This is a genomic window from Pseudomonas sp. VA159-2 (genome assembly GCF_024126635.1).
GTDB lineage: Bacteria > Pseudomonadota > Gammaproteobacteria > Pseudomonadales > Pseudomonadaceae > Aquipseudomonas > Aquipseudomonas muyukensis.
In genome coordinates this window covers 150,641-170,351 of the sequence record NZ_JAMYBV010000003.1, presented here as the reverse complement: position 1 = coordinate 170,351, position 19,711 = coordinate 150,641, and the positions used below count along the sequence as shown (strand labels likewise).

Sequence of the window (19,711 nt, the reverse complement as noted above, 5' to 3'; positions counted from 1 at the left end):
AACACGTCATCAAGTAGGCGGCAATAGCGCTACAGTATAACGTGCTCCACGCATCGGGTTACCAGGTTCGTCAGGCCTCAGCGCACGCACAGCACCTGGAACTCCAGCGAGTTGTCGCCGCTGGCGCCGGGTACATCCACCAGTTGGGTCTGCACCGTCAGCTTGTCGGCCAGCGGCGTGCCGACCACCTTGGCCGCCCCATGCAGCTGGCGCTGGTAGCTGCTGGCGTCGAGCGGGGAAACCGAGCAGAAGCCTGGGGCCTGGCGCAGTTGGTCATTGTCCAGGCTCAGCTTGTATTGGGTGAAGTAGTTGGCCTGGGGTTGCACCTGCACCTGGCTGATCCAGTGCGGCGACTGGCTCAAGATACGGCCATCGGCGGCGATATGGGCGGTGAGTGCCACTTCGTGGGCCATGGCCGAACCCTGGAAGATCAGGGCCAGCAGCACGGGCAGGCAGCAACGGGTCATGTTCATGTTCGACTCCTTGTGTCGATCGATTACGGGCAAGGCGCTGGGATTCCAGCGCAGGCCAGCAGTGTCGAGGACAGTGGCGTCGCCAGTGCGGTAACTATTTATGCCTGTTCGACCCGATTGCGGCCGTGGTCCTTGGCCCGGTACAGCGCCTCGTCCGCACGCTTGAGCACCTGGTCGCCACGTTCACCCGAGCGGAAGGCGCTCAGGCCGATGGAGGTGGTGATCACCACCCGCTCGCCCTTGAAATGGAACGGACAGGCCTCGATCGCCGCGCGCAAGGCTTCGGCCACCTGCGCCGCGGCCGGCGGCGTGGTCTGCGGCAGCAACAGGACGAATTCCTCGCCGCCAAAACGGGCGATGAAATCGCGGCCACGCAGGCGCTTGCGCAACTGCTCGGCGACGATCTTCAGCACCTTGTCGCCAGCCAGGTGACCGTAGCCATCGTTGATGCGCTTGAAGTGATCGAGGTCGAGGATGGCCATGGCCAGGTGGCCACCGTGCTCCTGCCAGTCGAGTACCTCGCGCTCGACCCGTTCGGACCAGGCGGCGCGGTTGGGCAGGCCGGTCAGTGGGTCGATCATCGCCTTCTGCCGTTGTTCCTCGAGGTGCTCGCGGTAACCTTGGGCCTCTTGCTCCATGCTTGCCACCCGCTCGGCCAGGCCTTGCAGGCGACCCGCCAGTTCCTGTTCGCGCCGGTCGCGCTCATGCTGGTGCTCGTCCATGGTTACCAGCAGGCCTTCGAGGCGACTCTCGAGGATGTGCTTGAGGCTATCGACATCGGCGGCGCCCTGCACGCTGCTTTGCAGGCCATCGACCTGCTCACGCAGCTGGCTGTCCAGCTCGCGGGCGGCAGAACTGTTGTCGGCATGGCCGGCGCTGGCTTCGTGCAAGTGGCTCTGGAAGCTCTCCAGGCGCCCGTTGAGCTCTTGCAGGTAAGCCTCGAACTCGTGCTGGCCGCTGTCGGTGATCGCCAGCATGAGCACGGCCAGGTCATCCAGCACCGGAATCAACTCGTACCAGTTCAGGCCTCGCGAGACCCGCTCGCGCATCTGCAGGGCCTGGGCCTTGTGGCGCTCGGGCAGGCTGAGGTCGTCGAGCAGGCCGATCAGGGTCTGCTCGATATGCGCGGCGACCTGGCTGTAGGGCGGCTCGACGGCATCCGGCAAGGCGTAGGGGCCATCCTCGCCGAGGCTGTCCGCGGGCGCTTGCGCCTCACCCTCCAGCAGGCTTTCCGGAGCCGCGTCGGGGGGCAGGGGTTCAGGCTCGACTTGGCTGAGTTCAGGCTCGGCCTCGATCGGCGCGGGGGCCGCCTGCACCTCAGGCTCGGCGGCCATCACCGGCGTAGTCTCGACCAGCGCCGGGCCTGGCAGCTCGGCTGCGGCGACCGGGGCCGTTGCCTCGGGGGCGGGCGCCGCCTGCGGGACTTGTGGCAGCGGGGCCAAGGCATGCAGTTCATCGGCATCCTGCGCCGCGGTAACCGGCGCCATGACCTCAGGTGGCGCAGGTGGCGCCTCGCCAGCAACGGGCAGCGGCGCCAGATCGGCCGGCGCCTCGTCACGGCCACCGAACAGGCGCTGCAAGAAGCCGGGCCTGGCTTCTTCGTCCGGCCTTTGCACGGCATTCAGGGCACGCCCCTGCAAACCGCTGAGCTCGCCCAACAGCGGCGGTAGCTCGCGGGACTGGCTGACGCCACCGTCGAGCTTCTTGGCGAGTTTTTTCAAGGGGCGGGCGACTTCGCCCGGCAACGGCAGGCTCTGCAGTTGGCTGACCAGCGCCGTCAGCGCTTCGCTGACCTGGTTCATGCGCGTCTCGCGACGCTGCTCGGAGTCGAGCACGGCTTTTTCCAGGCGCGGAATCAGCCCGGCCAGCCCCGCGTCCATGTTGTCGCCACGGATGACCTCGCGCATTTCCTTCATGCACTGGTCAACCGTCTTGTCGCTACCCTCTGCCGCCAGGGTGCTGCGCACCAGGCCACGGCGCAGCAGGTCGAGGCGGGCTTCCCAGCGCCGCTCGAGCTTTTCCTGCTGCTCGATGCTCTTGAGGTATTTTTCTTTCCAGCGCTCGGCTTCTTCGGTCATGCCTGGTTCCGCAACGGGTGGTGGCATCTAGTCCTGCAATCACTGGATTTCGGCGGAAAAGCCCAACACTTGAGTGCAGGATTCACCCAGGCAGGGCTAACTCAGGACCGGCAGCGTATCCACAGTCAGGGCATCAGGCAATCGGATCTCGACGGCGACGGGCAGGTGATCGGAAATTGGCTGTGCCAGCACCTCAACGCGTTCCAGCGTAAGGCTCGGGCTGAGCAGGATGTGGTCAAGGCAGCGCTGGGGACGCCAGCTGGGAAAAGTGGCCTCGACCTGCGGCGCGACAAGCCCGAGATCACGCAAGGGCGAATGGTCGAGCAGGTCGTTGGCATGGGTATTCATGTCACCCATGAGGATCTGGTGACGATAGCCACCGATCAGTTCGCGGATGTAGGCCAGCTGCCGGGCACGCGTCTTGGAGCCGAGCGCCAGGTGCATCATCACCACGATCAGGGCGTCGGCACCTTCGCCGAAACGCACCAGGATCGCGCCTCGCCCAGACGGGCCAGGCAAGGGATGGTCTTCCAGGTGCTGGGGCTTTAGACGGCTGAGCACGCCATTGCTGTGCTGGGCGAAACGCCCCAGGTTGCGGTTGAGCTGCTGGTACCAGTAGGGGAAGGCCCCCAACTGGGCGAGGTGTTCGACCTGGTTGACGAAGCCGGAGCGCAGGCTGCCGCCGTCGGCTTCCTGCAAGGCCACCAGGTCGAAGTCGCCGAGCAGCTCGCCGATCTTCTGCAGGTTGCCGGCCCGCCCGTTGTGCGGCAGCAAGTGTTGCCAGCTGCGGGTCACGTAGTGGCGGTAGCGCTCGGTGCTGATACCGACCTGGATATTGAAACTGAGCAGCCGCAGGCGACCATCGGCCGGCAGGCCAGTGGCCTGCAGGTGATGCTCGTTGACCTGCGGCTGGTGCAGGCCGACGCTTCGGGTGGAGCGAAAGCGGCCCATGGCAGTCGCCGCTTACTTAGCGGCGCGCTCCTTGGCGATCAGTTGGTCGGCGACGTTCAGCACGCCTTCCGGACCTTGGGCGGTCCCCAGGTCGAAGCGATACTTGCCGTTGACCACCATGCTTGGAACGCCAGTGATCTCGTACTTCTTGGCCAGTTCTTTGGCCTGATTGACCTGGCCTTTGATGGCGAAGGAGTTGAAGGTGGCGAGGAACTTGTCCTTGTCCACGCCCTGGGTGGCCAGGAAGTCGGCCATTTCCTCAGGCTTGGTCAGGCGCATGCGCTTGTTCTGGATGGCATCGAACACGGCATTGTGCACGGCGTGCTCCACGCCCATGGCCTCGAGGGTCAGGAACATTTGGCCGTGGGCATCCCATGGGCCGCCGAACATGGCGGGGACGCGCTTGAAGTTGACGTCCTTGGGCAGCTTGTCGACCCATGGATTGATGACCGGCTCGAAGTGGTAGCAGTGCGGGCAGCCGTACCAGAACAGCTCGACGACTTCGATCTTGCCTGGCACCGATACCGCCACCGGGTTGCTCAGCTCGATATATTCCTTGCCGGCGGTGGCAGGTTCCGCGGCCTGCACGGCGGCCATACCGAATACGCTGGCGGCGACCAGCGCAGCGCTGAGAATCAGTTTACGCATGCTTTACTCCTGAGCAGTCTTTGGTCGCCTCGACGCGACCTGAGTAGGACAAGTCGGGAAGGGCTCGAGTTCTGTAGTGTAACGGCTATGGACAGAAAAAAGGGCAGCCTGGGCTGCCCTTTTCATCTTTAGCGCTGATGCATTAACCGAGTGTTAACGCGTATTTCAGTGCAGGCCCTGGATGTAGCTGGACAGCGCTTCGATGTCCTTGTTGCTCAGTTTGCCGGCGATGGTGCGCATGGTCATGGCGTCGCCGTCGTTGGTGCGGTTGCCTTCGCGGAAGTCGGTCAGCTGCTTGCTGACGTACTGCGCGTGCTGGCCACTGAGGTGCGGGAAGCCGGCCAGGGCGATACCTGCGCCGTTGGGCGAATGGCAACCGGTGCAAGCCGGCATGCCCTTCTCGAGGTCGCCGCCATTGAACAGCGCGCGGCCACGCTCGACCAGCTTCGGGTCGGCGGCGCCGACGCTGCCTTTCTGGCTGGCGAAGTAGGCGGCGATATCGGCCAGGTCCTGGTCGTTGAGGTTGGCCAGCATGCCGGTCATCTCCAGCACGGTACGCTTGCCGGACTTGATGTCGTGCAGTTGTTTTTCGAGGTAACGCTGGCCTTGGCCGGCGAGTTTCGGGAAGTTCGGCGCCAGGCTGTTGCCGTCGGGGTTGTGGCAGGCGCCACAGACGGCTGTCTTGGCCTGGCCGGCGGCGGCGTCGCCCTTGATAGGTTCTGCAGCAGTGGCCGCACCTGCGACACCCATGGTCAACAGCAGACTCACGACTAGTTTGTTCATCAGCTAATCCAACACGGCTAAGGGTGAAATGTTATGTATCGGGACTGCCGCTCATCCAAAGGATGACCAAACGGTAGTCCTCGGCACTGCAGTCCATGCACAATCCACGCGGCGGCATAGCCTTGAAACCCTGTGTAACATGTGTCACCAGACGCTCCATGCCTTGCGCCAGCCTTGGCTCCCAGGCCGCCCGGTCACCCTGCTTGGGCGCCTGAGGCAGTTGTCCGGCGTGACAGGCCGCGCACGTGCGGTTGTACAACGCCTCGGGATCCTGTGTAGCCTGTGCGCTGAAAAACGGCAGGAACATACCGACAGCAAGCAGCCATTTCGCCATGCGAAACGACCTGACAGGGTTGGGGGCCGCGCTGCGTTCTGTTGCGCGAGCTATTGTTCGACACCCCATGCTCACATTGCCTGCTTCAGGCGAATGAGCACACAAAAACTGGGGCATTATATACTTCCGCCAGCCAAACGGAAACGACACCGCTTGCCGGGCCTGGTCCTTCGACGCCAGTGCTGGGCAACACCACTTCGGAAATCCCATGCAAGTCAAGAACCCCATCCTCGGCCTGTGCCAGAAAGCCAAATTCGCCCTCAGCGCCGCCAAGGTCGAACAATGCCCCCAAGACCAGGGTTACGAGGTGGCTTTCGCCGGCCGGTCCAACGCCGGTAAGTCCAGCGCCCTCAATACCCTGACCCACGCCAGCCTGGCGCGGACCTCGAAGACTCCGGGCCGCACCCAGCTGCTGAATTTCTTCAGTCTGGACGATGAACGGCGTTTGGTCGACCTGCCGGGTTACGGATATGCAAAAGTCCCGATCCCGCTCAAGCAGCACTGGCAGAAGCACCTGGAGGCCTACCTGGGCAGCCGCGAGTGCCTGCGCGGGGTGATCCTGATGATGGACACCCGCCACCCGATGACCGACTTCGACAAGATGATGCTCGACTGGGCCAAGGCCAGCGGCATGCCGATGCACATCCTGCTGACCAAGGCCGACAAGCTGACCCACGGCGCCGGCAAGAACACCTTGCTCAAGGTGCAGGCGGAAATTCGCAAGGGCTGGGGCGATGGCGTGACCATCCAGTTGTTCTCGGCGCCCAAGCGCCTGGGCCTGGAAGAAGCCTACCGGGTGCTGGCGAACTGGATGGCGCTGGAAGACAAGCCGGCGGCCTGAAGGCGCGCTCCCTGTAGGAGCCGGCTTTGCCGGCGAACACCGACATCGCCGGTGCCACACGCCGCGGTGGTCGGTTCGCCAGCAAGGCTCCTACAGGGCCGAATTGCGGGCAAAAAAAACCCCGGACTTCATATGGGGAGGGGGAAGTTCGGGGTTCAAGTCCGGACCGCTAGGGCGGGGTCCGGGTATCTGCCAACACTTAACACAACATAGGAGCATCGAAAGGCTTCACCAGCCATTCAGTACCTCTGAGTGGCGGTTCACCGGATTAGTTCCGGGCCCCTGGAAACTATTTGCGATAGTTTCATGAACCCCCGATCTAATGGCCTGCAGCCGGCTGCCGGATCCGCGACACTACGCCGCAGATCCTACACAGCTTTCACGCGCTGTTTAGTGCGCTTCGTCCCAATTCGCGCCAACGCCCACTTCCACCAGCAGCGGCACATCCAGTTGCGCGGCAGCGCTCATGTGACTGCGGATTTCAGCTTTCACCTGCTCGACCAAGTCCTCGCGTACTTCCAGCACCAGTTCGTCATGCACCTGCAGGATCACCCGTGCATCCAGCCCGCTGTCGCTCAGCCAGTTATCCACCGCCACCATGGCGCGCTTGATGATGTCTGCCGCGGTGCCCTGCATCGGCGCGTTGATCGCCGTACGCTCGGCGCCCTTGCGCAGGGACGGGTTCTTGGCGTTGATGTCCGGCAGGTACAGGCGGCGACCGAACAGGGTTTCGACGAAGCCTTGCTCGGCGGCCTGGGCGCGGGTGCGCTCCATGTACGCCAGCACGCCCGGGTAACGGGCGAAGTAGCGGTCGATGTAGTCCTGGGACTGCTTGCGATCGACGCCGATCTGCTTGGCCAGGCCGAACGCGCTCATGCCGTAGATCAGGCCGAAGTTGATCGCCTTGGCGCTGCGCCGCTGGTCGCTGGTGACCGCGTCCAGGGCCACGCCGAACACCTCGGCGGCAGTGGCGCGGTGCACGTCCAGGTCGTTGCGGAAGGCATGCAACAGGCCTTCGTCCTTGGCCAGGTGGGCCATGATGCGCAGCTCGATCTGCGAGTAGTCCGCTGCCAGCAGGGTGTAGCCGGGGCTGGCGACGAAGGCCTGGCGGATGCGCCGGCCTTCGGCGGTGCGGATCGGGATGTTCTGCAGGTTCGGGTCGCTGGACGACAGCCGGCCGGTGGCGGCCACGGCCTGCTGGTAGGAGGTATGGATACGCCCGGTGCGCGGGTTGATCTGCCCCGGCAACTTGTCGGTGTAGGTGCTCTTGAGCTTGCTCAGGCTGCGGTACTGCATCAGCACCCTGGGCAGCGGGAAGCCTTGCTCGGCCAGTTCATCCAGCACCGCCTCGGCGGTGGACGGCTGGCCCTTGGCGGTCTTGCTCAGCACCGGCATGCCCAGCTTGTCATAGAGAATCGCGCCAAGCTGCTTGGGCGAGCCGAGGTTGAATGCCTCGCCGGCCAGCTCGAACGCCTCGCGCTCCAGCTCGACCAGCTTGGCCCCCAGCTCGGTGCTCTGCACGCCGAGCAGCGCGGCATCGACCAGCGCGCCCTGGCGCTCGATCTTGGCCAGCACCGGCACCAGCGGCATCTCGATGTCCATCAATACCGGCAGCACGCTGGGGGTCTTGGCCAGGCGCGCCTGCAAGGCCTGGTGCAGGCGCAGGGTGATGTCGGCGTCCTCGGCGGCGTAGGGGCCGGCCTTGTCCAGGGCGATCTGGTTGAAAGTCAGCTGCTTGGCGCCCTTGCCGGCGATGTCCTCGAAGGCGATGGTGCTGTGGTCGAGGTACTTCTGCGCCAGGCTGTCCATGTCGTGACGGGTGGCGGTGGAGTCCAGCACGTAGGACTCGAGCATGGTGTCGTAGGCCACGCCGCGCAGGTGGATGGCCGGGCTGCCGTTGGCCAGGATGTTGATGTCGTACTTGGCGTTCTGGCCGACCTTGCCCTTGGCCGGGTCTTCCAGCAGCGGCTTGAGCGCCAGCAGCACTTGCTCGCGGTCCAGCTGGGCCGGGGCACCTTCGTAGTCATGGGCCAGCGGTACATAGGCCGCCTCGTGCGGCGTTACCGCGAACGACAGGCCGACCAGTTGCGCCTGCTGGGCATCGAGGCCGGTGGTTTCGGTGTCGAAGGCAAACAATGGCGCCTGGCGCAGTTTTTCCAGCCAGGCGTCGAAGCGCGCCTGGTCGAGGATGGTTTCGTACTGCGGCTCGACCTTGACGGCGGGCGCCTCGGCCACCACGGCGGTGTCCCCGGCCTGGCTCGCCTCGCGCTGCACGTCGGCGATCCAGCTCTTGAACTCCATCTCGGTGTACAGCGCCAGCAGGGTTTCACGGTCTGGCGCGCCGCATACCAGCGCCTCGACCTCGACATCCAGCTCGACATCGCACTTGATGGTGGCCAGCTCGTAGGAGAGGAACGCCGCGTCACGGTGCTCCTGGAGCTTGGTCGGCAGGGTCTTGGCGCCACGGATGGCCAGCGCCGGGACCTTGTCGAGGTTCTCGTACAAGTCGCGCAGGCCGCCGCCGATGCCGGTCAGCAGGCCGACCGCGGTCTTCTCGCCAACGCCCGGCACGCCGGGGATGTTGTCGACCTTGTCGCCCATCAGGGCGAGGAAATCGATGATGTGCTCGGGGCCGACGCCGAATTTCTCGTGCACGCCCGCCACGTCCAGCACGCTGCCGGTCATGGTATTGACCAGGGTGACATGGCCGTCCACCAACTGGGCCATGTCCTTGTCGCCGGTCGAGATGATCACCGGCCGGCCAGCCGCCGCGCTGCTGCGCGCCAGGGTGCCGATCACGTCGTCGGCCTCGACGCCCTCGACGCACAACAGCGGGTAGCCCAGGGCGCGCACGCTGGCGTGCAGCGGCTCGACCTGCACCCGCAGGTCGTCGGGCATGCTCGGGCGGTTGGCCTTGTACTCGGCGAACATGGCGTCGCGGAAGGTCCCGCCCTTGGCGTCGAAGACCACCGCGAACAGGCTGTCGGGGTATTGCTTGCGCAGGCTCTTGAGCATGTTCAGCACGCCCTTGACCGCGCCGGTGGGCATGCCCTTGGAGGTGGTCAGCGGCGGCAGCGCGTGAAAGGCGCGGTAGAGGTAGGACGAACCGTCCACCAGGACGAGGGGCGCTTGGCTCATGAGGAGAATCAACCTTTTCGGCGGGTCCGGAGCTAGAATAGCCGGATCAATGACGACAAAAGGACTAGGTTATCATGCGCACACTCAATCGCCTGTTACTGCTCGGTCTGCTGGCCACCATGCCGGTCGTCACCCAGGCGGCGGACGAAGCCCCATCGGCCGATCCCGATGTAACCATTCGCACGGAAGGCGATAAAACCATCCAGGAATACCGGCAGAACGGCTTCCTGTATGCGATCAAGGTCACGCCGAAGGGCGGCAAGCCTTATTTCCTGGTACGCGCCGATGGCACCGATGCCAATTTCATTCGCTCAGACCAGCCGGACATGCTGATTCCGTCCTGGAAAATCTTCGAGTGGAAGTAGGCTCGCGTACCGTTCATATCAACCAGGCACTTCCCGGCGGAGGTGCCCGCATGGGCAATTCTTCAACATGTCAGTCTTCACCCCTGTGTCCCGGCCTGAGCTGGAAACCTTTCTGGCGCCATATGAGCTGGGCCGCCTGCTCGACTTCCAGGGCATCGCCGCCGGTACCGAGAACAGCAATTTCTTCGTCAGCCTGGAAAAAGGGGAGTTCGTCCTAACACTGATCGAGCGCGGGCCGGCTGAAGACATGCCGTTCTTCATCGACCTGCTCGACGTGCTGCACGCTGCCGACATGCCTGTGCCCTACGCCGTGCGCGACCGCGACGGCCATGGCCTGCGCGAGTTGTGCGGCAAGCCGGCGCTGCTGCAACCGCGGCTGTCGGGCAAGCACGTCAAGGCCCCGAACAACCAGCACTGCGCCCAGGTCGGCGAGCTGCAGGCGCATATCCACCTGGCCACCCGCGAGCACATCCTCGAGCGCCGCACCGACCGTGGCCTGGACTGGATGCTGGATTCGGGCGCCGAGCTGCTGCCGGGCCTGAGCGCGGCCCAGGCGGCGCTGCTGACCCCGGCTCTGGAGGAGATCCGCGCGCACAAGGCGCAGATCCTCGCCCTGCCCCGGGCCAACCTGCACGCCGACCTGTTCCGCGACAACGTGATGTTCGAAGGCACCCACCTGACCGGGTTGATCGACTTCTACAACGCCTGCTCCGGGCCGATGCTGTATGACATCGCCATCACCGTGAACGACTGGTGCCTGAACGAAACGGATGGCATCGACCTGCCGCGCGCCCAGGCGCTGCTGGGCGCCTATGCGGCGCTACGGCCGTTCACGGCCGCCGAGGCCGAGCTGTGGCCAGTGATGCTGCGGGTGGCGTGCGTGCGCTTCTGGCTGTCGCGGCTGATCGCGGCGCAAGCGTTCGCCGGGATGGACGTGATGATCCACGACCCGCGCGAGTTCGAGATACGCCTGGCGCAGCGCCAGCAAGTGGCGTTGCAGCTGCCCTTCGCCTTGTAGATCGCGCCTGCCTGTTCGCCGGCCAATGTGGATTTCCCGGCCGCCCCTACCCCTGTAGGAGCGGCCTTGTGTCGCGATGGGCTGCGCAGCAGGCCCGACAGTCTTGCAGGGGGCCGAGACCCAGGGGCCGCTGCGCAGCCCATCGCGACACAAGGCCGCTCCTACAGGGTGCTACAGATCACGACCCTAGAGCTGTTCCAGGCAGCCAGCCAGGTCGCCGCCCAGCTTCTCCAGCAAGCGCTCGTAGCCCTTGCCATCCACCGCATCGCTGCCGCCCAGGGCATCCAGCTCGGCCAGGCGTACCGGCAGCCCCGCCGTCAGCGTCTCGGCCAGGCGTGGGCGCAGTGGCGGCTCGCTGAACACGCAGGTCTTGCCCACGGCCTGCAGGCGCTGGCGCATGGCGGCCACGTGCTGCGCGCCCGGTTGCACCTCGGATGCCACGCTGAACACACCGGCGTGCTTCAGGCCATAGGCCGCCTCGAAGTAGTCGAACGCCTCGTGGAACACGAAGTAGGGCTTGCCGGCGATACCCGCCACGCGCTGCTTGATGCGCAGGTCCAGGGCATCCAGGCGCTCGACGAACTGCTTCAGGTTGGCCTGGTAGCGCGCGGCGTTGGCCGGGTCGGCAGCCGCCAGGTCGCCGGCCATCTGCGTGGCGATCACCCGGGCATTCACCGACGACAGCCACAGGTGGGCATCGAGGCTGCCAGGACGGTGATCATGGTCGTGATCGTCGTGGTCGGCGTCCTCGTGGGCATGGCTGTCCTCGCCGAAGTGGCGCAGTTGCATGCCCGCCAACGCCTGCACCGCCGTGGTCGGCTTGCGGCGGTTGGCCAGCACGCGGGGCAGGAAGCCCTCCATGTCCGGGCCGATCCAGTACAGCAGGTCGGCATCGGCGACCTTCCGCACGTCGGACGGACGCAGCGCGTAATGGTGCGGCGAAGCGCCCGGCGGCAGCAGCACGTCGGGGCTGCCGACACCGTCCTGCATGGCGGCGGCGATCTGTTGCAGGGGCTTGATGCTGGTCAGCAGGCGCACCTCGGCCTGGGCCGAGCACGCGATGAAAGCGACAAAGAAGGCAAGGAATCGGGACACGGTGGCTACTCGGGTCGTCAGAAACAGGTAACATAATAACGTCTCCATCCAGAACCGTCGCTGCCCATGTCCATCACGCCGCTGGCCCACCGTCCCCACGATCATTCCCATTGCGTGCACAGCGCGCTGGCCGAGGCCGACGCGCTGTGCAACCGCCAGGGCCTGCGCCTGACCGCCCTGCGCCGGCGGGTGCTGGAACTGGTGTGGCAGAGCCACAAGCCACTGGGCGCCTACGACATCCTCGCCGTGCTCAGCGAACAGGACGGTCGCCGCGCCGCGCCGCCGACGGTGTACCGCGCCCTGGACTTCCTGCTCGACAACGGCCTGGTGCACCGCATCGCCTCGCTCAACGCCTTCATCGGCTGCAGCCACCCCGAGCACGCGCACCAGGGTCAGTTCCTGATCTGCCGCGCCTGCCACGTGGCCATCGAGCTGGAGCAGGACAGCATCAGCAACGCCATCGTCGACAGCGCCAAGGCCGTGGGCTTCGCCGTCGAGACCCAGACCGTCGAAGTAGTGGGCCTGTGCGGCAACTGCCGGGGCCAGGCATGAGCGACGCCCTGATCCGCCTCGAGCAGGTCGGCGTCAGCCTTGGCGGCGAGGCGGTGCTCGACAGCATCGACCTGTCGGTGGCTCCAGGCCAGATCGTCACCCTGATCGGCCCCAACGGCGCCGGCAAGACCACCCTGGTGCGCGCCGTGCTGGGCCTGCTCAAGCCGCACCGCGGCAAGGTCTGGCGCAAGCCCAGGCTGCGCATCGGCTACATGCCGCAAAAGATCCAGGTGGACGCCACGCTGCCGCTGTCGGTGCTGCGCTTTTTGCGCCTGGTGCCCGGGGTGGACCGCGCGGCTGCCTTGTCGGCATTGCAGGAGGTCAGCGCCGAGCAGGTGATCGACAGCCCGATCCAGAGCATTTCTGGCGGCGAGATGCAGCGCGTGCTGCTGGCCCGCGCACTGCTGCGCGAGCCCGAGCTGCTGGTGCTGGACGAACCGGTACAGGGCGTCGACGTGGTCGGCCAGACCGAGCTGTACAACCTCATCACCCGCCTGCGCGACCGCCACGGCTGCGGCGTGCTGATGGTCAGTCACGACCTGCACCTGGTGATGAGCGCCACCGACCAGGTGGTCTGCCTCAACCGCCATGTGTGCTGCTCGGGCCACCCCGAGCAGGTCAGCAACGATCCGGCCTTCGTCGAGCTGTTCGGCCAGAACGCCCCGAGCCTGGCCGTCTACCACCACCATCACGATCACAGCCATGACCTGCACGGCTCGGTGATCGCCCCCGGCCCCCATGTCCACGGAGAGCACTGCAAGCATGGCTGATTTTCTTCTCTACGCCCTGCTTGCCGGTTTGTCCCTGGCCCTGGTCGCCGGCCCGCTGGGTTCGTTCGTGGTGTGGCGGCGCATGGCCTATTTCGGCGACACCTTGTCCCATGCCGCGCTGCTGGGCGTGGCACTGGGCTTCGCGCTGGACGTCAGCCCGGCGCTGGCGGTAACCGTCGGCTGCCTGTTGCTGGCGATCCTGCTGGTCACCCTGCAACAGCGCCAGCCGCTGGCCTCTGACACCCTGCTCGGCATCCTCGCCCCCAGCACCTTGTCACTGGGCCTGGTGGTGCTGAGCTTCATGCACGACGTGCGCATCGACCTGATGGCCTACCTGTTCGGCGACCTGCTGGCGATCAGCACCACCGACCTGGCCTGGATCCTTGGCGGCAGCGCGCTGGTGCTGATGCTGCTGGCGGTGTTCTGGCGGCCGCTGCTGGCAGTGACCGTGCACGAGGAACTGGCCATGGTCGAAGGCCTGCCGGTGGCGGGCCTGCGCCTGGCGTTGATGCTGCTGATCGCGGTGGTGATCGCGGTGGCGATGAAGATCGTCGGCGTGTTGCTGATCACCTCGTTGCTGATCATTCCGGCCGCCGCGGCACAACGTCACGCCCGCTCGCCGGAGCAGATGGCCCTGGGCGCCAGCCTGCTGGGCGTCACCGCGGTGTGCGGCGGCCTGGCGCTGTCGTGGTTCAAGGACACCCCGGCCGGGCCATCGATCGTGGTCTGCGCGGCAGTGCTATTCTTGCTGAGCCTGGCATTACCCAAACGCTGAAATATCTGGATGCGCGCAGGCGCATCCTGCAACCTTTTCAGCGGTTGCAGGTCTGTAGGACTTGTTTTCGAGCGTGCGCACCTGGGTGTAGACTTGCTCGCTTTTTGCGCAAATAGAGAGTCGCAGGAATGAAGCCGTTCGCCTCACGTTATCTGCTTGTTGCCGCGTTTTCCCTGTTCCTGGCTGCGTGCTCCAGCACCCCGGCAGAGCAGCCGAGCGCGCCTGCCCAACCGGATGCCTGGCAACAGCTGGAACAAAGCATCGCCAGCAACGAGCTGGCCACCGCCGAGGACCAGCTGGCCGCGCTGCAAACCCAGGCCCCGGACGACCCGCGGGTCGAGCCGCACCAGCGCCAGCTTGCCGAGGCCTACCTGCAACGCAGCCAGATCGTCCTGCAAAAGGGCGATGTCAACGCCGCGGCCACTGCCCTGGCCCGTGCCCGCGCGCTGATGCCGCAGGCGCCGGCGCTGACCGGCGGCGACGCCATGGCCCAGGCGCGCAAGGCCGAGCTGGAAAAAGCCGAGGCCGCGCTCAAGGCCGCCGAAGCCAAGCCCAAGGCGCGCCTGATCGACCCGAGCGCGCCGTCTACCGTGGTGGCGTTGCAGACTACCGACAGTCGCGCCCTGCGCCAGCAGCTCGATGACATCGCCGCCGACGTGGTGAGCTACCAGTGCGAGGTGGTGTTCCAGGTGCCGCGCACCCAGGATGCGCCGTGGCTCAAGACCCTGCTGGAGAAACGCGTGCGCAAGCTCGACAGCGGCTTCGCGTTGCAGCAGACACATGAGATCCAGCGTTCGCTGCCGGCGCAGGTGGTGCTGGTTCCGCACCAGCAGTGAGATTGCCGGGGCCGCTGCGCGCCCCATCGCGACACAAGGGCGCTCCCACAGGTGACCGCGAAGTCCCTGCAGGAGCGGCCTTGCTTATGCCGGAACCCCCTCGGCCACTGCCTCCCGCGCCCACACCCGATGCGCCTCGACGGCCTTGAAGAAGGCCTCGAAGGCTTGCTGGTCATCACCCAGCAGCAAGCCGGCATCTTCCTGCAAGCCCAGCTTGTTCAACAGCAACTTGGCGTCCAGGGTCAGCCCCAAGGGCTTGAGATGCTTGTACGCTTCGAGCAGGAAGTGCTTGGCCAGGCCACTGTTCTCCAAGGCTTCGAGCGATGCCTTGCCCGCCGGCACCCACACCCCATCGAACATCACCGACGGCATGCCTTCCATCGAGGCATCCACCGGCAGAGGCTTGCCCTCGGCGGTGCGCACGGGCGCCGAAGTCGGGCCCAGTAGCAGGATCTTCGCGCTTTGCGCCTCGAGTGCCTTCACCAGCTTGTCGACACTACCGGCATCGACGCCATCGGCCACCAGCACGGCGATCTTGCGTCCCTTGATTCCAACCTTACCAGGATGGTTCATCTGGCTGAGAGCCGGTGATGACGCAGGATTGGCCCCTTTTACCGGCACGCTGCCTTTGGTCGGTACCGGCAAGCCCAGGTTGGCTGCCACGGCCGCCGCCAGTTTCAGGTCGATATTGGCCAGGATCTCGTTCACTTCCCGCACGCGGATCGCCTCGCGTTCCACCTTGCCCAGCTCGAAGCTATAGGCCTTGATGATGTGCTGCTGCTCGTTAGGGCTCATGCTCTGGAAGAACAAGCGGGCCTGGGAGAAGTGGTCGCCGAACGACTCGCTGCGCTGGCGGATCTTGTAGCCATCGATGCGCTCCTGGTAGCTCTCGAACCCGCCATCCTGCGGGCCGGCCGGGGTTTCCTTGGGCCATCCGCCATCGATGGAGTTCGGCTCGTAGGCCGCCCGCCCCTTGTGGATGGTATGACGGTGCAGGGCATCGCGCTGGTTGTTGTGATTGGCCGCGACGGGACGGTTGATTGGGATTTCATGAAAGTTCGGTCCACCGAGGCGGCTGAGCTGGGTGTCTGTGTAGGAAAACAGCCGCCCCTGCAACAGGGGATCGTTGCTGAAATCGATGCCCGGCACGATATGCCCCGGGCAGAAGGCGATCTGCTCCACTTCGGCAAAGAAGTTGTCCGGATTGCGGTTGAGGACCATCTTGCCCAAGGGCGTCACCGGCACCAACTCTTCGGGAATGATCTTGGTAGGGTCCAACAGGTCGAAATCGAAGGCATGCTCGTCGGCCTCGGGCACGATCTGCACCCCCAGCTCCCATTCGGGGTAATCGCCGGTTTCGATGGCTTCCCACAGGTCGCGGCGGTTGAAGTCCGGGTCCTTGCCCGCGATTTTCTGGGCTTCGTCCCATAGCAGCGAATGCACGCCCTGGCGCGGCTTCCAGTGGAACTTGACGAAGCTGGCCACGCCCTGGGCATTGACCAGGCGGAAGGTATGCACACCAAAGCCTTCCATCATCCGCAGGCTGCGCGGGATGGCACGGTCCGACATGGCCCACATCACCATATGGGCAGACTCAGGCACCAGCGAGACGAAGTCCCAGAACGTGTCATGGGCCGAGGCGCCGGTGGGAATTTCGTTGTGCGGCTCCGGCTTCACGGCATGAACGAAATCGGGAAACTTGATCGCATCCTGGATGAAGAACACCGGCATGTTGTTGCCGACCAAGTCGAAATTGCCTTGCTCGGTATAGAACTTCACCGCGAAGCCGCGTACGTCGCGCACGGTATCGGCGGAGCCGCGCGGGCCCTGCACCGTGGAAAAGCGCACGAATACCGGGGTGATCTGTTCTGGGTCCTGGAGGAAGCCGGCCTTGGTCAGTTCGGCGTGGCAGCCGTAGCTCTGGAAGTAGCCATGGGCCCCGGTGCCGCGGGCATGGACGATACGCTCGGGAATGCGCTCGTGGTCGAAGTGGGTGATCTTCTCGCGCATGATGAAGTCTTCGAGCAGGGAAGGCCCACGCTCGCCGGCTTTCAAGGTGTTCTGATTGTCGGCGATGCGCACGCCCTGGTTGGTGCGCAGGGCCTGGCCGGTGGCATCGCTGCGCACCTCCTCGAGGCTTTGCAGCTTGGCGTTGGTATTGGCCCGATCCGGGGTCGCGGTGCCGGCGAGCTGGCTCTGCCTGGGTGAATCCGTGTGGTTGCTGGGCATCTCGGCTCTCCTCATCATTGTTCAGACTGCCCCTTCGGGCGTGTCCAAGTAGTGACTGGAGCGCGCTTCGGTGCGTTCAATCTGGATTACCGGTTGTCGCGTTATAGCCGGCGAGTTGGATGAATCAGAAATAAGTGATAAGTACCGCTATTGAAAAAGGCTAAAATGCGCCACCCCGGCTCACCGCCAGCCCAAATTCCATGCGCCCCACAAGGTTCGCTCAGTGATCGAGTTTCAAAACGTCCACAAGACCTACCGCGTCGCCGGTAGGGATATCCCGGCCCTGAACCCGACCAGCCTGACCATCGAAGATGGCCAGGTGTTCGGCCTGATCGGCCACTCCGGCGCCGGCAAGAGCACCCTGCTGCGCCTGATCAACCGCCTCGAGGAGCCCTCTGGCGGCACCATCGTCGTCGACGGCGAAGACGTCACCGCCTTCGACGCCAGCCAGCTGCGCCACTTCCGCCAGCAGGTCGGGATGATCTTCCAGCACTTCAACCTGCTGGCCTCCAAGACCGTCGCCGACAACGTCGCCCTGCCGCTGGTACTGGCCGGCGAGCTGCCGCGTGCGCAGATCGACAAGCGCGTGACCGAACTGCTGGCCCGCGTTGGCTTGCAGGACCACGCCAGGAAGTACCCGGCGCAGCTGTCGGGCGGGCAAAAGCAGCGCGTCGGTATCGCCCGCGCCCTGTCCACCAACCCGAAGATCCTGCTGTGCGACGAGGCCACCAGCGCCCTCGACCCGCAGACCACCGCCTCGGTGCTGCAACTGCTGGCCGAGATCAACCGCGAGCTGAAACTGACCATCGTGCTGATCACCCATGAAATGGATGTGATCCGCCGCGTCTGCGACCGCGTGGCCGTGATGGATGCCGGGCAGATCGTCGAGCAGGGCCCGGTGGCCGAGGTGTTCCTGCACCCGCAGCACCCGACCACCAAACGCTTCGTCCAGGAAGACGAGCAGGTCGACGAAAACGAGCAACGCGACGACTTCGCCCACGTGCCGGGGCGCATCGTGCGCCTGACCTTCCAGGGCGACGCCACCTATGCGCCGTTGCTCGGCACCGTGGCCCGCGAAACCGGCGTGGACTACAGCATCCTTGCCGGGCGTATCGACCGCATCAAGGACATTCCCTATGGCCAGCTGACCCTCGCCCTGATGGGTGGCGACATGGAGGCGGCGTTCGCCCGCTTCACCGCGGCTGATGTACATATGGAGGTACTGCGTTGATGGATATCCTGAACTACTTCGCCAACGTCGACTGGGTCGAGATCTGGCAGGCAACCAACGACACCCTGATCATGCTGTTCACCTCGCTGGTGTTCATCGTGCTGCTGGGGTTGCCCCTGGGCGTGGTGCTGTTCCTCTTCAGCCCGCGGCAGATGTTCGAGCACACCAAGTTCTATGCGGTGCTGGCGACCATCGTCAACATCGTGCGCTCGGTGCCGTTCATCATCCTGCTGATCGTGATGATCCCGGTCACGGTGCTGATCACCGGCACCTCGCTGGGGGTCGCCGGCGCCATCCCGCCGTTGGTGGTGGGTACCACGCCATTCTTCGCGCGCCTGGTGGAAACCGCCCTGCGCGAGGTCGATCGCGGCATCATCGAGGCCACCCAGTCGATGGGCGCCACCACTGGCCAGATCATCTTCAAGGCCGTGCTGCCAGAAGCCATGCCGGGCATCATCGCCGCCATCACCGTGACCGCCATCACCCTGGTGTCCTACACCGCCATGGCCGGCGTGGTCGGTGCCGGTGGCCTGGGCGACCTGTCGATCCGCTTCGGCTACCAGCGCTTCCAGACCGACGTGATGATCGTCACCGTGGTGCTGCTGGTGATCCTGGTCCAGGTGCTGCAGATGATCGGCGACAAGCTGGTCGTGCATTATTCCCGTAAGTAACCCCAATGGGGTCGGCCCGGCCGACCCGTTCGGGGGCCGTCGCGGCCCTCACAAGGAGTGATCAATGAAGAAGCTGCTTGCTGTTGTCGCCGCCGTCGCGGCCTTTTCGGCCAACGCCGAGACCCTGACCGTCGCCGCCACGCCGGTACCGCACGGCGAGATCCTCAAGTTCGTACAGCCACAGCTGGCGAAGGAGGGCGTGGAGCTGAAGGTCAAGGAGTTCACCGACTACATCCAGCCGAACGTGCAGGTATCGGAAAAGCGCCTGGACGCCAACTTCTTCCAGCACCAGCCCTACCTCGATGAGTTCAACAAGGCCAAGGGTACCCACCTGGTGAGCGTTGCCGGCGTGCACATCGAGCCCCTGGGCGTGTACTCGAGCAAGTACAAGAAGCTCGACGAGCTGCCATCCGGCGCCGCGCTGGTCATCCCCAACGACGCCACCAACGGCGGCCGCGCCCTGCTGCTGCTGGACAAGGCCGGGGTGATCAAGCTCAAGGACAACAAGAACATCCTGTCGACCATCAAGGACATCGCCGAGAACCCGAAAGACCTGAAGCTCCGCGAACTGGAAGCGGCCACCATCCCGCGCGTGCTGACCCAGGTCGATGCCGCCCTGATCAACACCAACTACGCGCTGGAAGCCAAGCTCAACCCGCAGAAGGACGCGCTGGCCATCGAAGGCAGCGATTCGCCGTACGTGAACATCCTGGTGACCCGCGAGGACAACAAGGACGCGGACGCGGTGAAGAAACTGGTGCAGGCCCTGCACTCGCCCGAGGTGAAGCAGTTCATCACCGAGAAGTACAAAGGCGCTGTGGTGCCGACATTCTAAGCTGACATCCCCGGGGCCGCTTGGCGGCCCATCGCGACACAAGGCCGCTCCTACAGGGGAAATGCGATTCCCTGTAGGAGCGGCCTTG

The 19,711-nt window shown here is 65.0% G+C and carries 19 protein-coding genes; 10 read left to right on the top strand and 9 right to left on the bottom strand.

Annotated features, from left to right (window positions below; translation table 11 throughout):
* Window positions 1–77 precede the first annotated feature (77 nt).
* The 6 genes from NJG22_RS04425 to NJG22_RS04400 form a co-directional block, all read right to left on the bottom strand.
* Window positions 78–473 carry a hypothetical protein gene (locus tag NJG22_RS04425; RefSeq protein ID WP_253092865.1) on the bottom strand — a complete coding sequence of 132 codons (396 nt, stop codon included), beginning with the start codon at window positions 471–473 and terminating at the stop codon, window positions 78–80.
* A 98-nt stretch (window positions 474–571) separates the two neighbouring features.
* On the bottom strand, window positions 572–2,551 hold the full coding sequence (locus NJG22_RS04420; RefSeq protein ID WP_253092864.1) for a diguanylate cyclase: 1,980 nt from the start codon (window positions 2,549–2,551) through the stop codon (window positions 572–574).
* 96 nt (window positions 2,552–2,647) lie between these two features.
* The gene (locus NJG22_RS04415) at window positions 2,648–3,502 is read right to left on the bottom strand and encodes an endonuclease/exonuclease/phosphatase family protein (RefSeq protein ID WP_217851451.1); all 855 of its coding nucleotides are present in this window, start codon (window positions 3,500–3,502) and stop codon (window positions 2,648–2,650) included.
* Between the two features lie 12 nt (window positions 3,503–3,514).
* Window positions 3,515–4,150 carry a thiol:disulfide interchange protein DsbA gene (gene dsbA, locus NJG22_RS04410; RefSeq protein WP_253092861.1) on the bottom strand — a complete coding sequence of 212 codons (636 nt, stop codon included), beginning with the start codon at window positions 4,148–4,150 and terminating at the stop codon, window positions 3,515–3,517.
* Window positions 4,151–4,315: 165 nt separating this feature from the next.
* Entirely contained in the window at window positions 4,316–4,933 is a 618-nt protein-coding gene (locus tag NJG22_RS04405) for a c-type cytochrome (RefSeq protein WP_253092859.1), read from the bottom strand.
* A gap of 31 nt (window positions 4,934–4,964) precedes the next feature.
* Entirely contained in the window at window positions 4,965–5,267 is a 303-nt protein-coding gene (locus NJG22_RS04400) for a c-type cytochrome (RefSeq protein WP_253092858.1), read from the bottom strand.
* Window positions 5,268–5,475: 208 nt separating this feature from the next.
* On the opposite strand from NJG22_RS04400, the gene yihA reads away from it, so the two are divergent.
* Window positions 5,476–6,108, top strand: a complete 633-nt coding sequence (gene yihA / locus NJG22_RS04395) for a ribosome biogenesis GTP-binding protein YihA/YsxC (RefSeq protein WP_253092857.1) — start codon at window positions 5,476–5,478, stop codon at window positions 6,106–6,108.
* A gap of 390 nt (window positions 6,109–6,498) precedes the next feature.
* Here the strand turns inward: yihA and polA are convergent, their stop codons facing one another.
* A complete protein-coding gene (gene polA, locus NJG22_RS04390; RefSeq protein ID WP_253092856.1) occupies window positions 6,499–9,246 on the bottom strand; it encodes a DNA polymerase I in 2,748 nt (915 codons plus the stop codon).
* A gap of 74 nt (window positions 9,247–9,320) precedes the next feature.
* Between polA and NJG22_RS04385 the strand changes: the two genes are divergently transcribed.
* Complete coding sequence (locus tag NJG22_RS04385) at window positions 9,321–9,611, top strand: DUF2782 domain-containing protein (protein ID WP_134689048.1); 291 nt, start codon at window positions 9,321–9,323, stop codon at window positions 9,609–9,611.
* Window positions 9,612–9,678: 67 nt separating this feature from the next.
* Complete coding sequence (locus NJG22_RS04380) at window positions 9,679–10,629, top strand: homoserine kinase (RefSeq protein ID WP_253092855.1); 951 nt, start codon at window positions 9,679–9,681, stop codon at window positions 10,627–10,629.
* A 186-nt stretch (window positions 10,630–10,815) separates the two neighbouring features.
* On the opposite strand, the gene NJG22_RS04375 is transcribed toward NJG22_RS04380, so the two are convergent.
* Window positions 10,816–11,772: a zinc ABC transporter substrate-binding protein gene (locus tag NJG22_RS04375; RefSeq protein ID WP_253092854.1), complete on the bottom strand. Its 957-nt coding sequence runs from the start codon at window positions 11,770–11,772 to the stop codon at window positions 10,816–10,818.
* Between the two features lie 18 nt (window positions 11,773–11,790).
* Here NJG22_RS04375 and zur point away from each other — a divergent pair, with 18 nt between their 5' ends.
* From zur to NJG22_RS04355, 4 genes are all read left to right on the top strand, one after another.
* Entirely contained in the window at window positions 11,791–12,276 is a 486-nt protein-coding gene (gene zur / locus NJG22_RS04370; RefSeq protein ID WP_217851474.1) for a zinc uptake transcriptional repressor Zur, read from the top strand.
* Window positions 12,273–13,046 (top strand): zinc ABC transporter ATP-binding protein ZnuC, encoded by a 774-nt coding sequence (gene znuC / locus NJG22_RS04365; protein WP_253092853.1) that lies wholly within the window; start codon window positions 12,273–12,275, stop codon window positions 13,044–13,046. Before zur ends, znuC begins: the two co-directional genes overlap by 4 nt.
* A complete protein-coding gene (gene znuB / locus NJG22_RS04360; RefSeq protein WP_253092852.1) occupies window positions 13,039–13,821 on the top strand; it encodes a zinc ABC transporter permease subunit ZnuB in 783 nt (260 codons plus the stop codon). Before znuC ends, znuB begins: the two co-directional genes overlap by 8 nt.
* A 128-nt stretch (window positions 13,822–13,949) precedes the next feature.
* Window positions 13,950–14,657 (top strand): PA5502 family lipoprotein, encoded by a 708-nt coding sequence (locus NJG22_RS04355; RefSeq protein WP_253092851.1) that lies wholly within the window; start codon window positions 13,950–13,952, stop codon window positions 14,655–14,657.
* An 84-nt stretch (window positions 14,658–14,741) separates the two neighbouring features.
* Here the strand turns inward: NJG22_RS04355 and katE are convergent, their stop codons facing one another.
* Window positions 14,742–16,886, bottom strand: coding sequence for a catalase HPII (gene katE, locus NJG22_RS04350; RefSeq protein WP_253092850.1), 2,145 nt, complete (start codon window positions 16,884–16,886; stop codon window positions 14,742–14,744).
* A gap of 223 nt (window positions 16,887–17,109) precedes the next feature.
* Between katE and NJG22_RS04345 the strand changes: the two genes are divergently transcribed.
* The 3 genes from NJG22_RS04345 (at window position 17,110) to NJG22_RS04335 (ending at window position 19,623) form a co-directional block, all read left to right on the top strand.
* The gene (locus tag NJG22_RS04345; protein WP_253092849.1) at window positions 17,110–18,117 is read left to right on the top strand and encodes a methionine ABC transporter ATP-binding protein; all 1,008 of its coding nucleotides are present in this window, start codon (window positions 17,110–17,112) and stop codon (window positions 18,115–18,117) included.
* Window positions 18,117–18,788: a methionine ABC transporter permease gene (locus NJG22_RS04340; protein WP_217851485.1), complete on the top strand. Its 672-nt coding sequence runs from the start codon at window positions 18,117–18,119 to the stop codon at window positions 18,786–18,788. The genes NJG22_RS04345 and NJG22_RS04340 overlap by 1 nt, the downstream gene beginning before the upstream one ends.
* A 64-nt stretch (window positions 18,789–18,852) precedes the next feature.
* Window positions 18,853–19,623: a MetQ/NlpA family ABC transporter substrate-binding protein gene (locus NJG22_RS04335; RefSeq protein ID WP_253092848.1), complete on the top strand. Its 771-nt coding sequence runs from the start codon at window positions 18,853–18,855 to the stop codon at window positions 19,621–19,623.
* Window positions 19,624–19,711: the final 88 nt, after the last annotated feature.

Coding starts and splice junctions, on each gene's coding strand:
- NJG22_RS04425 (WP_253092865.1), bottom strand. CDS start 473: ATGAACATGACCCGTTGCTGCCTGCCCGTGCTGCTGGCCCTGATCTTC.
- NJG22_RS04355 (WP_253092851.1), top strand. CDS start 13,950: ATGAAGCCGTTCGCCTCACGTTATCTGCTTGTTGCCGCGTTTTCCCTG.
- NJG22_RS04400 (WP_253092858.1), bottom strand. CDS start 5,267: ATGGCGAAATGGCTGCTTGCTGTCGGTATGTTCCTGCCGTTTTTCAGC.
- NJG22_RS04380 (WP_253092855.1), top strand. CDS start 9,679: ATGTCAGTCTTCACCCCTGTGTCCCGGCCTGAGCTGGAAACCTTTCTG.
- NJG22_RS04335 (WP_253092848.1), top strand. CDS start 18,853: ATGAAGAAGCTGCTTGCTGTTGTCGCCGCCGTCGCGGCCTTTTCGGCC.
- polA (WP_253092856.1), bottom strand. CDS start 9,246: ATGAGCCAAGCGCCCCTCGTCCTGGTGGACGGTTCGTCCTACCTCTAC.
- dsbA (WP_253092861.1), bottom strand. CDS start 4,150: ATGCGTAAACTGATTCTCAGCGCTGCGCTGGTCGCCGCCAGCGTATTC.
- katE (WP_253092850.1), bottom strand. CDS start 16,886: ATGCCCAGCAACCACACGGATTCACCCAGGCAGAGCCAGCTCGCCGGC.
- NJG22_RS04420 (WP_253092864.1), bottom strand. CDS start 2,551: ATGACCGAAGAAGCCGAGCGCTGGAAAGAAAAATACCTCAAGAGCATC.
- NJG22_RS04405 (WP_253092859.1), bottom strand. CDS start 4,933: ATGAACAAACTAGTCGTGAGTCTGCTGTTGACCATGGGTGTCGCAGGT.
- NJG22_RS04375 (WP_253092854.1), bottom strand. CDS start 11,772: ATGGAGACGTTATTATGTTACCTGTTTCTGACGACCCGAGTAGCCACC.
- zur (WP_217851474.1), top strand. CDS start 11,791: ATGTCCATCACGCCGCTGGCCCACCGTCCCCACGATCATTCCCATTGC.
- NJG22_RS04415 (WP_217851451.1), bottom strand. CDS start 3,502: ATGGGCCGCTTTCGCTCCACCCGAAGCGTCGGCCTGCACCAGCCGCAG.
- NJG22_RS04340 (WP_217851485.1), top strand. CDS start 18,117: ATGGATATCCTGAACTACTTCGCCAACGTCGACTGGGTCGAGATCTGG.
- NJG22_RS04385 (WP_134689048.1), top strand. CDS start 9,321: ATGCGCACACTCAATCGCCTGTTACTGCTCGGTCTGCTGGCCACCATG.
- znuB (WP_253092852.1), top strand. CDS start 13,039: ATGGCTGATTTTCTTCTCTACGCCCTGCTTGCCGGTTTGTCCCTGGCC.
- yihA (WP_253092857.1), top strand. CDS start 5,476: ATGCAAGTCAAGAACCCCATCCTCGGCCTGTGCCAGAAAGCCAAATTC.
- znuC (WP_253092853.1), top strand. CDS start 12,273: ATGAGCGACGCCCTGATCCGCCTCGAGCAGGTCGGCGTCAGCCTTGGC.